12 protein-coding genes, 2 tRNA genes and 1 other RNA gene are annotated in these 14,407 nt (G+C 64.9%); 6 read left to right on the top strand and 9 right to left on the bottom strand.

Features of this window, described 5'->3' with window-relative positions; translation table 11 throughout:
• Positions 1-99: 99 nt before the first annotated feature.
• Positions 100-1,107 (bottom strand): type I glyceraldehyde-3-phosphate dehydrogenase, encoded by a 1,008-nt coding sequence (gene gap, locus PS060_RS14815; protein ID WP_273984228.1) that lies wholly within the window; start codon positions 1,105-1,107, stop codon positions 100-102.
• Between the two features lie 15 nt (positions 1,108-1,122).
• Complete coding sequence (tkt, locus tag PS060_RS14820; protein WP_273984230.1) at positions 1,123-3,120, bottom strand: transketolase; 1,998 nt, start codon at positions 3,118-3,120, stop codon at positions 1,123-1,125.
• A gap of 203 nt (positions 3,121-3,323) precedes the next feature.
• Between tkt and PS060_RS14825 the strand changes: the two genes are divergently transcribed.
• From PS060_RS14825 to PS060_RS14845, 5 genes are all read left to right on the top strand, one after another.
• Positions 3,324-3,539, top strand: a complete 216-nt coding sequence (locus tag PS060_RS14825; RefSeq protein WP_273984231.1) for a hypothetical protein — start codon at positions 3,324-3,326, stop codon at positions 3,537-3,539.
• A 2-nt stretch (positions 3,540-3,541) separates the two neighbouring features.
• Positions 3,542-4,030 (top strand): cell division protein ZapA, encoded by a 489-nt coding sequence (locus PS060_RS14830; RefSeq protein ID WP_273984233.1) that lies wholly within the window; start codon positions 3,542-3,544, stop codon positions 4,028-4,030.
• A 10-nt stretch (positions 4,031-4,040) separates the two neighbouring features.
• Positions 4,041-4,213, top strand: a non-coding RNA gene (gene ssrS, locus PS060_RS14835) — 6S RNA.
• Positions 4,214-4,458: 245 nt separating this feature from the next.
• The gene (locus PS060_RS14840) at positions 4,459-5,037 is read left to right on the top strand and encodes a 5-formyltetrahydrofolate cyclo-ligase (protein ID WP_273984236.1); all 579 of its coding nucleotides are present in this window, start codon (positions 4,459-4,461) and stop codon (positions 5,035-5,037) included.
• The gene (locus PS060_RS14845) at positions 5,037-5,261 is read left to right on the top strand and encodes a DUF2842 domain-containing protein (RefSeq protein WP_273984239.1); all 225 of its coding nucleotides are present in this window, start codon (positions 5,037-5,039) and stop codon (positions 5,259-5,261) included. Before PS060_RS14840 ends, PS060_RS14845 begins: the two co-directional genes overlap by 1 nt.
• A gap of 81 nt (positions 5,262-5,342) precedes the next feature.
• Here PS060_RS14845 and PS060_RS14850 read toward each other — a convergent pair.
• The 5 genes from PS060_RS14850 to thyA form a co-directional block, all read right to left on the bottom strand.
• Positions 5,343-5,419, bottom strand: a tRNA-Asp gene (locus PS060_RS14850).
• A gap of 118 nt (positions 5,420-5,537) precedes the next feature.
• Positions 5,538-6,827 (bottom strand): dihydrolipoamide acetyltransferase family protein, encoded by a 1,290-nt coding sequence (locus PS060_RS14855; protein WP_273984240.1) that lies wholly within the window; start codon positions 6,825-6,827, stop codon positions 5,538-5,540.
• Between the two features lie 5 nt (positions 6,828-6,832).
• Positions 6,833-7,888, bottom strand: a complete 1,056-nt coding sequence (locus PS060_RS14860; protein WP_273984241.1) for an alpha-ketoacid dehydrogenase subunit beta — start codon at positions 7,886-7,888, stop codon at positions 6,833-6,835.
• Complete coding sequence (locus PS060_RS14865) at positions 7,885-9,180, bottom strand: thiamine pyrophosphate-dependent enzyme (protein ID WP_273984242.1); 1,296 nt, start codon at positions 9,178-9,180, stop codon at positions 7,885-7,887. Before PS060_RS14865 ends, PS060_RS14860 begins: the two co-directional genes overlap by 4 nt.
• A gap of 112 nt (positions 9,181-9,292) precedes the next feature.
• On the bottom strand, positions 9,293-10,273 hold the full coding sequence (thyA, locus tag PS060_RS14870) for a thymidylate synthase (protein WP_273984243.1): 981 nt from the start codon (positions 10,271-10,273) through the stop codon (positions 9,293-9,295).
• Positions 10,274-10,385: 112 nt separating this feature from the next.
• On the opposite strand from thyA, the gene PS060_RS14875 reads away from it, so the two are divergent.
• Positions 10,386-10,462: transfer RNA gene (locus PS060_RS14875), tRNA-Pro, on the top strand.
• A gap of 154 nt (positions 10,463-10,616) precedes the next feature.
• On the opposite strand, the gene PS060_RS14880 is transcribed toward PS060_RS14875, so the two are convergent.
• Both PS060_RS14880 and PS060_RS14885 read right to left on the bottom strand, forming a co-directional pair.
• Positions 10,617-12,134: a methyltransferase domain-containing protein gene (locus tag PS060_RS14880; RefSeq protein WP_273984244.1), complete on the bottom strand. Its 1,518-nt coding sequence runs from the start codon at positions 12,132-12,134 to the stop codon at positions 10,617-10,619.
• Between the two features lie 40 nt (positions 12,135-12,174).
• The gene (locus tag PS060_RS14885) at positions 12,175-14,379 is read right to left on the bottom strand and encodes a TonB-dependent receptor (protein ID WP_273984246.1); all 2,205 of its coding nucleotides are present in this window, start codon (positions 14,377-14,379) and stop codon (positions 12,175-12,177) included.
• Between the last annotated feature and the right edge of the window lie 28 nt (positions 14,380-14,407).

Raw genomic sequence — 14,407 nt, forward strand, 5'->3', positions numbered from 1 at the left:
GGAACGAGCGTGGCGCAGGCCCACCCCGCTGCGACTAAGCCCCGGAACAAGTCCGGGGCAAGTCTCGCTCCCCTCCCGCAGGCGGGAGGGGGCGTTCGGTTACAAGAACTTCGCCACCACGCCGGCGGTGTCGATCATGCGGTTGGAGAAGCCCCACTCGTTGTCGTACCAGCTGACGACGCGGGCGAGCTTGCCTTCCATCACGCTGGTTTCCAGCGAATCGACGGTAGAAGATGCCGGGTAGTGGTTGAAATCGCTCGAGACCAGCGGCTGGTCAGTGTAGTCGAGCACGCCCTTCATCGGGCCTTCAGCCGCGGCCTTGAGCGCGGCGTTGATTTCCTCGGCGGTGGTGTCGCGGCTCGGCACGAACACGAGGTCGACCATCGAGACGTTCGGGGTCGGCACGCGCACCGACGAACCGTCGAGCTTGCCCTTCAGTTCGGGCAGCACCAGCCCAACCGCGCGCGCAGCGCCGGTGGTGGTCGGGATCATGTTCTGCGCACCCGCACGGGCGCGGCGCAGATCGGAGTGGATCTGGTCGAGCATCCGCTGGTCGTTGGTGTAGGAGTGGATCGTGGTCATGAAACCGCGCTCGATGCCGATGACATCGTTCAGCACCTTGGCGACCGGCGCGAGGCAGTTGGTGGTGCAGCTCGCGTTGGAGATGATCACGTCATCGGCGGTCAGCGTTTCGTGGTTCACGCCGTAGACGATGGTCTTGCTGACGCCAGTCGCGGGCGCGGAAATCACCACGCGCTTGGCCCCGGCGGCGAGGTGCGGGCGGCTGGCTTCGTCCGACTGGAAGAAGCCGGTGCATTCCAGCACGATATCGACGCCCATCGCCGCGTGCGGCAGGTTGGCCGGATCGCGCTCCTTGGTGACAGCGATGCGCTTGCCATTGACGACGATCGCATCGCCATCGGCCGTCACTTCACCCTTGAAGCGCCCGTGGATCGAATCGAAGGCGAACAGCAGGGCATTGGCCTTGGCGTCGGCAAGGTCGTTGATCGCGACCAGATCGAGATCATGGTCGGTGCGTTCCAGGATCGCGCGGGCGACAAGGCGGCCGATGCGGCCGAAGCCGTTGATCGCAACTTTAGTGGCCATGAGAGGTACTCCTGCTTAAGCGTTCAGTTTGTTCAGAATTTGCGGGACAATCGCCTCCGCGGTGAAGCCGAAATGGGCAAACAGGTCTTCCGCCGGAGCGGAGGCGCCGAAGGTGTCGAGCCCGATATTGAGGCCGCTGCGGCCGGTGTAGCGTTCCCAGCCCAGCGTCGAGCCGGCCTCAATCGAGACGATCAGCGCGTCGGCGGGGAGGAGGTCGGCCTTGTAGACTTCCGGCTGGGCGTCGAACAATTCCATGCAAGGCATCGACACGACATCGGCGCCGATCCCGGCCGCTTCGAGCTCAGCTGCACATTCCACCGCCAGCGCCACTTCCGACCCAGTGGCGACGAGCACGACCTTGCGCTCCGCCATCGCCTCGCGCAGGCGATAGCCGCCCCTGGCGCAGCGATTGCTGAACTGAGTCCAGTCCTCGTCGCCCTTCCCGCGCAGTTGCGGCAGGTTCTGGCGGGTCAGCGCCAGCACCGAGGGCGTTTCGGGGGTCGAAAGCGCCATTGCCCAGCATTCCGCGGTCTCGATCACGTCCGCGGGACGGAAGACATTGAGGTTGGGGATCAGGCGCAGGCTCATCACCTGTTCGACCGGCTGGTGGGTCGGCCCATCCTCGCCAAGACCGATGGAGTCATGTGTCAGCACATAGACCACGCCGACCTGCTGGAGCGCCGAGAGGCGGATCGCGTTGCGGCAATAGTCGGAGAAGATCAGGAAGGTGCCACCATAGGGCACGATCCCGCCGTGCAGCGCCATGCCGTTCATCGCCGCGGCCATGCCGAATTCGCGGATACCGTAATAGACGTAGCGGCCCGCGTAATCATCGGCCGTCATCGGCAGGGTCGAAGGCGTCTTGGTGTTGTTCGATCCCGTAAGGTCGGCAGATCCGCCGATCAGGTTCGGGATCGCCGCCGTCAGCGGCCCGAGCGCCATTTCGGACGCCTTGCGGGTCGCGACCTTTTGCGGATTGCGGGCCAGATCGTCGATAAAGCCCTCAATCGCCGGGCCGACGAGGCTGCCGATCGGCATCATCCGTTCGATGAAGGCGTGCTTCTGGTCCGAAGCCTCCAGCCGTCCGGCCCATGCCCCATGGGCGCGGCGGCCCGGTTCGGCAGCGCTGTGCCAGTCGGCGAGGATGTCGCTCGGCACGACGAAGGGCTCGTGCGGCCAGCCTAGTGCTTCGCGCGCGGCGGCGACTTCCGCCCCGCCCAGCGCCGCGCCGTGCACCCCGCTGGTGCCCTGCTTGTTGGGCGCACCCTTGCCGATCAGCGTGCGGCAGGCGATCAGCGAGGGGCGCGGATCGGCCTTGGCTTCATTGAGGGCGCGGTCGATATCGGCAAAATCATGCCCGTCGCATTCCGTGACGTGCCAGCCCGTGGCGATGTAGCGCGCCTTGATATCCTCGGACGAGCTGAGGTCGGTCGCCCCGTCGATGGTGATGCGGTTGTCGTCCCACAGCACATTGAGGCCGCCCAGCTTGAGGTGACCGGCAAGGCCGATCGCCTCGTGGTTGATGCCTTCCATCAGGCAGCCATCACCCGCGATCACCCAGGTGCGATGATCGACCAGATCATCGCCATAGACCGCATTGAGGTGCCGCTCGGCCATCGCCATGCCCACCGCCATCGCCAGCCCCTGCCCCAACGGGCCGGTGGTGCATTCCACCCCGTCGATGAGGAAGTTCTCAGGATGCCCGGCGCACGGGCTACCGAGCTTCCGGAAATTGCGGATGTCGTCGATGGTCGGCGAGGCATAGCCGGTGAGGTAAAGCAGGCTGTAGATCAGCATCGAGCCGTGCCCGGCGCTCAGCACGAAGCGGTCGCGATCAGCCCACTGGGGGGCGGTCGGATCGAACTTGAGGTGGCCGGTAAACAGCACAGTGGCCACATCGGCCATGCCCATCGGCATCCCCGGGTGGCCCGAATTGGCAGCCTCGACTGCGTCCATCGACAGGGCGCGGATGGCATTGGCCATCGGCTGGAGGCGGGCGGCATCAAGGCTCATGGGCACGCTATTCTCCTGCGGGAGACGCTGGCACTTTGCGCGCGCGATTCGCCCCCGGTTGCGGTCGCGCTGTGCCATTGCCGAGGGGACGGGGGAGGTCAACCTTGCGCGCGCATCCTTGCCCGCCTGCAGCCCTGCCCACTTATCAACAGCCCCCGCCAAGGCTTTGCGCAGCCATCGTTCTGTTGTTATCGGTAACGCCCATGACCGCCGACCGTATCGCCGCCGCGCTTGCCCGGATCGAAGCTGCGATCGCACGCATCGATGCCGTGCGCGACAGCGCCGCAGGGGCAGAGGCCAAGGCCGCCAGCGGCTCGGCGCGGGTGGTCGAACTGGTCAATGTTCACGAAAAGCTGCGCGAGCAAGTGGCGGAAAGCCTTCGCGAACTTGACGATCTCTTGGCCAAGCTGGAGGACTGAGGATGAGCACCGTCACTCTCAGTATCGGCCCCAAGACCTACACCATCGCCTGCGCCGACGGGCAGGAAGCGCATATCCGCGCGCTCGGGGCGATGATCGCCGACAAATACGCCCAGCTCGGCTCTGCGCGCGCGCCGCTTGAGGCGCAGAACCTGCTGTTCGCCGGTCTGTTCCTCGCCGACGAGCTGGCCGAGGCGAGAAAGCGCCTGGCTGCCGAGCCCGAGCCGGCGGCACCTGCCGAACCTGATACGAGCGAAATTGATAGCCTGCGCGAGGCAGTGGCGCGGTTGGAAGCGGAACTCGCCGCAGTCCGGAGCGCTGCCGCCGCCGCGCCTGCCGCGGCAACTCCGCAATTCGACCTGTTCGGTAGCGGCACGCCTGCCGCCGCCTCCGAACCCGATGCCGAGGCGCTCGCTGAACAGCTTGAAGCCCTCGCCGCGCGGGCCGAAGCCAGCGCGGCTGCGCTTGAAGCGGCGCTCTCGAACGCCTAGATAGAAGGCGGCGGGACTGCCCGGCACGAGCCGTTGAACATCCCTGAGGCTATAAGTAATCCAAATGGGAGTTGTCCCTGCCCTTGCCTGCCGGTTCGTCCGGAAGTCTTGGGTATACGGCGCCCACCTGACGTACCACGCGTCAGAGGATTTCGAGCGCAAACGACCCATGGTGGTTCCGCCACTTCATTTGTTTGGCCTCAAGCGCCGGCGCGCGCATCCGCGCGCTTGGCTTGCCTTCGGGGGCCCGGCCCCTGCGGGGCCACCCCTCCGGGCGGGCGGTCGCCCTTGCGGCCCTGCGAGCCGATTTGTCTTGCGCATCGCCTTCGCGATGCGATCCTCGCTAGATGCGCAGCAGAGCTGCGCCCGCTGCGGACGGGCGGTCGCCCTTGCGGCCCTGCGGGCCGTCGCCTACCGCTTATGGTGAAATGACCGACACTACCAAGACCGAACTCCGCCGCACCCTGCGCGCCGCGCGCCGCGCCCATGTCGAGGCACTGCCCGACTCCATCCGCGGCCTCTTGTTCCATCGCCCCCCTGCCCCGCTGCTCGCGCGGATCGGGGATGAGGCAGTGATCGGGCTCTATCATGCTGGCCCGTGGGAAGCCCCCGCGGGCGGTTATGCGCGGTTCTTCCATGAGGCAGGGCACACCCTCGCTCTGCCCCGCTTTGCCAGTCGGACCGCTCCGATGGCCTTTGCGCATCACACCGACCCCTATGCCGACAGCGACCTTGAGGTCGGCCCCTTCGGAATGCTCCAGCCCGGCGCCGAGGCACAGGCGCTGGTGCCCGATGTTCTGTTCGTGCCGCTGGTGGGGTTCACCGCGAGCGGCGAACGCCTGGGGCAAGGCGCCGGACATTATGACCGCTGGCTCGCGGAACATCCCCCGCAGCTTGCCGTTGGCCTCGCATGGGACGCGCAAGCTTGCGAGACCCTGCCGACCGAACCCCACGACATTGCTCTCGATGCAATCGTCACCCCGACCCGGATCTATGGACACCTGTAATGCGTGAGACCCCCACCTGGCGAATCCCACTGGGAATCTTCGCGCTGTTCGTGCTGCTGATCATCTATGGCGCGGTGATCGCGCGCTATGCCCCTTCCATCATCGGAAGCTGGTCGGGGGGCGCGCAGACGGTGGTCTACGTGATCCTCGGCCTCGTCTGGCTGCTGCCGCTCAAGCGCTTCCTGATCTGGATGGAAACCGGGCGCTGGAGCCCGCCGGAATAACGCCCGCGCGCTGCGGGCAAAAGAAAAGGCGGACCGAAGCCCGCCTTGCTTTCGCCTTTCGGCGCTTCCCTGAGGAACAAGTGGCGCGAGTGACGGGGCTCGAACCCGCGACCTCCGGCGTGACAGGCCGGCGCTCTAACCGACTGAGCTACACCCGCGCATCTTGTCCTTTCGAGCGTTTCGGCGATGCCGTCCCGCTCGTGGAGCAGCGCCATTAGGGCGGTCGGTTGAGGCTGTCAACGCCCTCATTCGACCCTTTGGCGCTTTATTTTCGCCCTAGTCCACCAGCAGCAATGCCGGGGTTTCAATCAACCGCTTCACGCCCTGAATGAAGCTCGCTGCATCATGCCCGTCGACCACGCGGTGATCGCAGGAAATCGAGATGTTCATCAGCTTGCGCTTGGCGATTCGCTCGCCCCCCATGCCGTCGGAAACGAACATGGGCCGCTCGACGATGCGGTTGGGGCCGATGATCGCGACCTCGGGCCGGTTGATCACCGGGGTGGTCGCAACACCGCCAAGCGGGCCGAGCGACGTCACGGTGAGGGTCGAACCCGAAAGCTCATCAGAGGTCGCCTTGCCGGTGCGGGCAGCCTCGGCGAGGCGTCCGATTTCGCGCGCGAGCTGCCACAGGTTCTTGGCCTGCGCATCGCGTATCACCGGAACCATCAATCCGGCGTCGGTCTGCGCCGCCATGCCGAGATGCACCGCGCCATAACGGGTGACGACATTGGCCTCGTCGTCATAGCGCGCGTTGATCATCGGGAATTGCGGGATGACCTTGCAGATCGCGGTGATCAGCAGCGGCAGCATGGTGAGCTTGGGCCGGTCACCGCGCGCGGCGTTCAGTTGCGCGCGCAGTTCTTCGAGGTCGGTGACGTCGCATTCCTCGACATAGGTGAAGTGCGGGATGTGGCGCTTGGCCGCGGCCATGTTCTGGGCGATGCGTTTGCGCAGGCCGATCACCTTGATCGTCTCGTCCGCGCGGGCCTTGCCTGCCGCACCGAAGCCGCCGTTATAGGCAAGGAAGGCGTCGAGATCGGCATGGCGCACCCGACCATCGGCGGCGGGCTTCACCTGCGCCAGATCGATGCCGAGATCCTTCGCACGCTGGCGCACGGCGGGGCTGGCAAGGACCTTGGCCTCAGCCCGGTGTTCGGGCGCGGGCGACGGAGCGGGCGCTGCCGCAATCGCGTCCTCAGGGTCCGAGGCGTCGGGGGTCTCGACCTCGACCCGCTCCGCCACCTCTTCCGAGGTCGGCGCATCGGACATGTCGTCCTCGATCTGCTCGGCCGCGGCCTCGGCTTCCTCTTCGGTCACCTCGCCCTCGGTCTCGATCACCAGCAGCATGGCGCCGATCGCGACCACATCACCAACCTCGCCCGCGAGCGTCGTCACCACGCCCGACACCGGGCTCTCGATGTCGATCGTCGCCTTGTCGGTCATCACGTCGACGATGTGCTGGTCTTCCTCGACCCAGTCACCGACCTTGACGTGCCATTCGACGACTTCCGCCTCGGCCACGCCTTCGCCCACGTCGGGCATCTTGAAAATGAACTTGGCCATCGCGGTTACTCGCTCAAAAGCTTGTCGATCGCCTCGCCGATGCGGACGGGGCCGGGGAAATAGGCCCATTCGAGGCTGTGGGGATAGGGCGTGTCGAAACCGGTCACGCGTTCGACCGGGGCTTCGAGGTGGTAGAAGCAGCGTTCGGTGACCAGCGCCGACAATTCCGCGCCGAAGCCGGAAGTGCGGGTCGCCTCGTGGACGATCAGGCAGCGCCCGGTCTTTTCCACCGAAGCCTCGATGGCCTTGATGTCGAGCGGCACCAGCGTGCGCAGATCGAGGATTTCGGCATCGACCCCCTTCTCGCGGCACACCGCCTCGGCGACGTGAACCATCGTGCCATAGGCGAGCACGGTCAGCGCCTCGCCCTCGCGCACGGTGCGCGCCTTGCCGAGCGGGACCTTGTAGTAGCCCTCGGGCACGACCGAATCAGGGTGCTTCTTCCACGGCTCGACCGGCTTGTCGTAATAGCCCGAGAATGGCCCGTTATAGATGCGCTTGGGCTCGAAGAAGATCACCGGATCATTGTCTTCGATGGCCGCAATCAGCAGCCCCTTGGCATCGTGGGGCGTCGCCGGGATCACGGTCTTGAGGCCCGCCACATGGGTGAACAGCGCCTCGGGCGACTGGCTGTGGGTCTGGCCGCCGAAAATCCCGCCGCCGAAGGGCGAGCGCACCGTTATCGGCGCGACATAATCACCCGCAGACCGATACCGCAGGCGCGCGGCTTCCGAGATCAGCTGGTCAAGACCGGGGTAGATATAGTCGGCAAACTGGATTTCCGGCACGGGACGCAGGCCGTAAGCCCCCATCCCCACCGCCACGCCGATGATCCCGCATTCGGAGATCGGCGTGTCGAACACGCGGTTCTTGCCATGCTTGGCCTGAAGCCCGGCGGTGGCGCGGAACACGCCGCCGAAATAGCCGACATCCTCGCCCATGATGATCACATCAGGATCGCGCGCCAGCATGATGTCGAGCGCTTCGTTGATCGCCTCGATCATGTTGAGGCGGCGTTCTTCGATCACGGGCTCGCCGACGGAAGGAATAAGATCGCTCATCCGAAAGGCCTTTCCGTGCCGAATTTGGCGATGCGTTCGCGGATCGCCTGTTCGGCCTGTTCCTCAAGGTGCCAGGGCAGCTCTTCGTAGACATCCTCGAACATGGTGTGGAACGGGTGATGCAGGCCGTGGCCGAGGATGCCGTTCTTCTCGGCCTCCTTGGTGGTGGCCTTGACCGTCTCGGCACATTCGAGGTCCATCGCCGCGTGGCGTTCCTCGTCCCATTCGCCGATGGCAATGAGGTGCTTCTTGAGGCGCGTCACCGGATCGCCCAGCGGCCACTCCTCGCGCTCCTGCGCGGAGCGGTAGCCCGAAGGATCGTCCGAGGTAGAGTGCCCCTCGGCGCGGTAGGTGAAGTATTCGATCAGCGTCGGCCCATGATTGCCGCGTGCGCGGTTGGCGGCCCATTCGGCAGCGGCATAGCAAGCGAGCGCGTCATTGCCGTCGACCCGCAGGGCGGCGATGCCATAGCCCAGCCCGCGGGCGGCAAAGGTGGTGCGCTCGGCCCCGGCAAAGCCCGAGAAGCTCGAAATCGCCCACTGGTTGTTGACCACATTGAGGATCACCGGCGCGTTGTAGACGGCGGCGAAGGTGCAGGCCGAATGGAAGTCACCCTCTGCCGTGCTGCCCTCGCCAACCCAGCTTGCCGCGATCCGGCTGTCACCGCGCGCCGCGCTCGCCATCGCCCAGCCCACCGCTTGCGGGCACTGGGTGGCAAGGTTGCCGGAGATCGAGAAGAAGCTGTGCTCCCGGCTCGAATACATGATCGGCAGCTGGCGGCCCTTCAGCTTGTCGGCGCGGTTCGAGTAGATCTGGTTGATCATGTCGATCAGCGGATAGCCCCGCGCGATCAGGATGCCCTGCTGGCGATAGCTCGGGAACACCATGTCATCGCTGGCAAGCGCCATCGCGGGGGCGATCGAGGTCGCCTCCTCGCCGGTGCACTTCATGTAGAAGCTCGTCTTGCCCTGACGCTGGCCGCGGAACATCCGTTCATCAAAGGCGCGCACCATCGCCATGTGGCCCAGCATCCGCCGCAGCGTTTCAGGATCGAGGCGAGGATCCCACGGGCCGTGGGCGAGGTTGTCGTCGCCCAGCACCCGCACCAGCCCATAGGCAAGGCCCGCCATCGTGCTGGGGTGGACGCCTTCATCCGGGCGCGGCTGGTCGCCGGGTTGACCGATGTCGAGATGCGAGAAATCGGCCTTGTCGCCGGGGCGATATTTCGGCTCGGGCACGTGAAGCGCAAGCCTTGCGCGGTTGGTCTCAGCCGGTTTCGCTGGATCGGCCATCTATCGCGCTCTCCCCTCGCCAGCACCCGCTGCAAGCAGGTGCAATCATTGCTCGCATACGTATTTTTATTTCAGCGCCGGGAAGCGGTCAAGCGTGGTGCGCAGGCGCGCGTCAGACCGCAACAGGTGCGCTGATCGGGGGGAGCGGCGCGTAATCATGCACCACGAAATCCTCGATGCGGTAGTCGAATATTGTTTCGGGGTGGCGGGTGATTTCGAGCCGTGGCTGCCCCTGCGGCTGGCGGGTGAGCTGTTCCTCGATCAGATGCGCGTGGTTGAGATAGAGGTGCACATCGCCCCCCATCCATACCAGCTCGCCCGGCTGCATCCCCACCTGCTGCGCAATCATGGCAGTAAGAAGTGCTGCCGACCACAGGTTGAACGGCAAGCCCAGCGCAACGTCGCAGCTGCGCTGGTAGAGCAGGCAGCCCAGACGGGCATCGCTCCCCTCGCCTGCGACATGGAACTGATAGGTCTTGTGGCACGGCGGCAAGGCCATGCGGTCAAGCTCGGCGACGTTCCAGCCTTCAATGATATGGCGGCGGCTGCCGGGGCTGGTGCGCAGGGAATCGATCACCTGCGCGACCTGGTTGATCCCCTCGCCCTTTTCGTAGAGGCCATCGGGGCGATAGCGATAGGTCGGCCAGTTGACCCACTGCTTGCCATAGACCGGCCCGAGATCGCCCCAATTGGCGGCAAAGACCTCGTCCTCGGCGATTCGCTGAACGAAGTCGTCCAGACTGATCGGATCGCCCGTTTCGCGGACGTAGCGCGCGTGGGGCCACTCGTTCCAGATCTTGACACTTTGCAGCACCAGCGGCCGAATGTTGGTCTCGCCGGTGAGGAACCACAGCAGCTCGCGTGTGGCGGTCTTCCAGTAGACCCGCTTGGTGGTGAGCAAAGGCATCGCGCCGTCCGCCAGATCGAATCGCAGCATTGCCCCGCAGATCGAGCGCGTGCCGACCCCGGTGCGGTCGAGCCGCTCGCTCCCGGTCTCCCAGATGGTGCGCATCAGGTCGAGATATTGCTGTTCAGGATGCGGATTTGCCCCGCAAGACGAAGGGTCGGTTAGAGGAATCGCGCTGCTGGCCATGCCTGCGACTATAAGCCGCAATTGCCCGCTTGCCACCCCGCGCATCGCCCCCTATAGGGCGCGCCTTGCCTCGATCCGCAGCACCCCTAGGGGTCAGCGGAGCCGACACGGTCGGGGAGTAGCTCAGCCTGGTAGAGCACTGTCTTCGGGAGGCAGGGGCCGGAGGTTCGAATCCTCTCTCCCCGACCATTTTTGCCTGATATGCAACGAGAATTGCCGGGTGAGCGGGATCACTTCCCCTCGCCCGAGGCCGTGTGCGGCCCGTGGGCACAGCGCGACCTTGTGCCGCTCGGATCACCGGCATTGGTTCGGTTCGCGCAAGCGCTGCGTTACGCAGCGCCGATCAGGCGAGTATCCCCAGCCTGAACAGGCGCTCCACAATCGGCCCGCGCAACGCTTCGGCGCGCGCATTGGCAATTTCGGCCAGGGCGCGGGCGTCGCGAACCTGGCGTTCGCCCAGCCTTACGCTCTGCCCTGCCCGCTCGATGCGGGCCCAGGCTTGCTCGAAATCGCCATTCACCAGTGCCAACAGGGCAAGACGGTCTTCCGGGGGCAGCAGAACCTGCGTCCCTGCCACCGGAGAAGCGAGCGGAAGGGCGCCGGCGACTTCGATCCGCTCGGTCAGCAGCAGGTCATTGATCGGCGATGCGAGGCGGGGCGGATGTTCAGGTGCCTTTCTCGGAAAGGGTTCAAGCTGCAAATGCGCCAGCTTGAGCGCGATAATCCGCTTGAGCGCCAATTCGCGCGCCTCTGCATCGCGCGCATCGGGTGTCGCCAGAAGATCGCTCAGGCGCTGGGCCCGGTCATCGATTGCGCCAAGAATGTCATCGTAGATGGGACCGGACAGATCGACCCCGGCCCGCTGAGCCAATTGCGCACGCTCGACCTTGAGGGGGCCGCGTGTCAGCCGGTCGACCCACAGATCGGGAGGCGCGGCGCTGCCGGTGTGGTCGTCGCTCTCCCGCATGAACACATCAATCCGGGCGATCGCCGATCGCATTGCATCGAGCGCCATTTCGCGCGCAACGGGCGTGAGCCCTGACAGTACCTCGCGCGCACCGCTCGGCGCAGCCAGCTCGATATCGTTCAGTTCAAGGTGAGCGTTGGCCACGAACTGAAGACCCGCCGCCGCTGCCTCCTCGGCAACATTGCGGATCGACAGCGAACCCCAGTGGCTGTTGAGCACCTCGTGCGCCATCTGGCGCTGGTCGGTTCGGGCAATCTGATCGAGCCAGGCCGCCGCCAGCGGGTTCTGCCGGAAAAACAGACCGCTGGCCGCACGCAGCATCGCCGCCTTTTCGCACGCCCCGCGAAACCGGGACACGGTGTCGCCTTCGATCCCCTCTGACAGCTCGATCAGCAGAGCATAGAGCGCATCGATCTGGGCGTTTCCGGGCAAGGCCGAATAATGCAGGAAGACCACCCCGGCATCGCTCAGGCGCGCATTGGCGAAATCCAGGCAGGCCCGGCGCAAGCTCGGTGAGAGCCAGGAATAAATCCCGCTGATGGCGATGGCATCGAGCCGGGCAGGCAGGGGAGCCGCCGGAAGGTCGGCAAAGCTCAGGTGATGAAAGGTCACATTGCCGAGCCCTGCATCAGCAGCCAAAGCGCGGCCCTGCGCGATGTGTTCGGGATTGATGTCGACCCCGTGAAACTCGCCATGGGGGTAGCAAGCGGCCAGAATGCACAGGGTGACACCGCCGCCGCAGCCAAGGTCGGCATAGGCAAAGGGGGCGCGCACGTCGAACGACCTGCGCCCTCCCAGCCAGGCGGCATAGGCGAGATGCACCGGGCTTTGGAACACGCCAAAGGCGGACGGAAACACCACGTCGATGGTATATTCTTGCGACTGTTCCCCCATCGTTTGACGTGTTCGCCCTGCCTCGCCTTGCCGTGGCTGATTACCAGCGGAAGGTGACAAAGCCAAAAATCCGCCGCGCGTCGGCAATGCGGAAATTGCTGGCCGTCTGATTGATCAGATACCGCTGATTGGTGAGGTTCTGGCCGGCGACGGCGAACGACCATCGATCGGATCGTAACGCGATCCGCGCTCCCAGCGTTTCGAGATTGTCGAGCGCAAAATCGTTCTCGGCGCCCGTGAACCCGCCATCCTCGGCCCGGAAGGTCACCGATGATACGAGCGAGAATTTCTCGCTGACGCGAAGCGTGTGCACCGCATTGATGAGCCCACTGAAGGATCGCAGACGGGCGATCTTGTTCCCATCTGCCACGGTGGTGAGGAAGGCCGGGACATCCTCGAACTCGCCGCTTTGGTGGCCGCCAGTCACGTCGATGCGGATCTTGCCGAGGTCGCCGGGCAGTTCAGAAGCCCACGACAGCTCGACTTCGACACCATAGGCGGTGGCATCTCCGGCATTGGCCAGGAACATCGCAGCGTTCAGCGGATCGACCATGGCCATGATGCCGTTGTTCACGTTGGCCAGCAGATCCGAATACTCGATGTAATAGGCGTTGACGTTGAAAGTCAGACGATCATCGAGCCACTGGGTCTTGAGACCCGCCTCATAGGTGATCGAGGTTTCCGGCTCATAGGTCAGCGGCGGATCAATGAGGTTGCAGGTCGTCCCCGGAACCTCTCCCGGCTGATCGCAGGGATTGCCGAATTCGAAGTTGAAGCCGCCGGCTCGGAACGCTGTCGCAGCGCGCACGAAGGCCATGACGTCCTCGGTCGCGTCATAGGACGCCGTCAAGCCCCAGGCGAAGTTGTCGGCTTCGATCACCGGATTGGCCTGCGGGCTGCCCGGCGGGAAATCGGGGAAGCGCGGCGCGCCGGTGACTGTCACGGCCACAACTTCGCCATCCTTGCGGTCGGTGCTGTAGCGCGCCTCTCCGCTGAGGGTCAGCCTGTCGGTGACGTCATATTCGAGCGAGGCGAAGGCGGCGTAGGAGCGCTGTTCGTTGATGGTGGTGATGTCATTGTTCGGGTTGATCATCGCCATGCCGAGCAATGCGCGCCCGCGAATTTCGATCAGGTATTCATTGCTGAGGTGGAACAAGTCCGCACCCACCAGCCAGCGCAGCTTTTCCGCATCGCCCTGAAGCCGGATTTCGGCAAAGGTCGCCGCTGTGTCGTCGACCCTGCGGTCGGTTTCGGTCGTCGGCACCGCAATGCCGTTGGGATCGGACAGAAGGGTGGAATCGCCGATCCGGTGATTGACGACCGCGACCAGTTCCCCCCAACCGAAGTCCTGCCGGGCATTCAGGCTGAAATTGGCACGCTCGGTTTCGAACAGGTTTGACCCGTCGATCTGCACGGTTGTGATGTCGGTCGGGCGCACGAAGTTGACGGCATCCGTGTAGAAAAGCGTCGCTCCTGCATCGGCCTCCGATTTGACGTAGTCGGCAACCAGCATGATTTCGAGCCGATCGGTTGGCTCGAACAAGGCCGACAAGCGCCCGGCGTGGTAATCGAGAAAATCGAAGCACGATCCATTGTCTGAGCGCCGGTACATGCACCCGTCTTGATTGGCGATTTCTCCCCCAACGCGCAGCGCAATCTTGTCATTGACCGGCAGATTGAGTGCGCCGCGGACTTCGGATGTTTCGAAGCTGCCATAGGTGGCTTCAACATAGCCGCCAAAATCGAACTCGGGGCGACGGCTGATGACATTGATCGCGCCGCCAACAGCATTGCGCCCATAGAGCGCACCCTGCGGCCCGCGCAGCACTTCAACGCGCTCCACGTCAAACAGATCGAAGCGCTGGAAAGTGCGGCCGCCCAGGTTTCCGCCCGAGATGTAGGCGCCGTCGCGATAGAGGCCGATCGCCGCATCCGCGTTCGGGTTGCGCGCCTGCCCGGCCCCGCGAATATTGGGCTCGGCAACAGCGCCGGTCGCGGCATCGATGAAGGTGACACCTGGCGTAAGCTGCACCAGATCCCGCGCGTTTCTGACGCCGCCAAGCTCCTCGATCTGCTCGCCGGTCAGAACGCTGACGGTTTGCGGGATGTCCTGGATGCGTTCCTCGCGCTTTCGCGCGGTGACGACGATGTTGGGGCCCGCTTCATCACCCTCTGGCTGCCCGTCGCTGGACTGCGCAGAGGCCGGTTGGCCATGCGCAGCGATAAGCGCGGAAAGCGAGACCAAGCCGAACGTCCTTTGCACCATATGCCCC

This window comes from Erythrobacter sp. BLCC-B19 (assembly GCF_028621955.1).
Lineage (GTDB): Bacteria > Pseudomonadota > Alphaproteobacteria > Sphingomonadales > Sphingomonadaceae > Erythrobacter.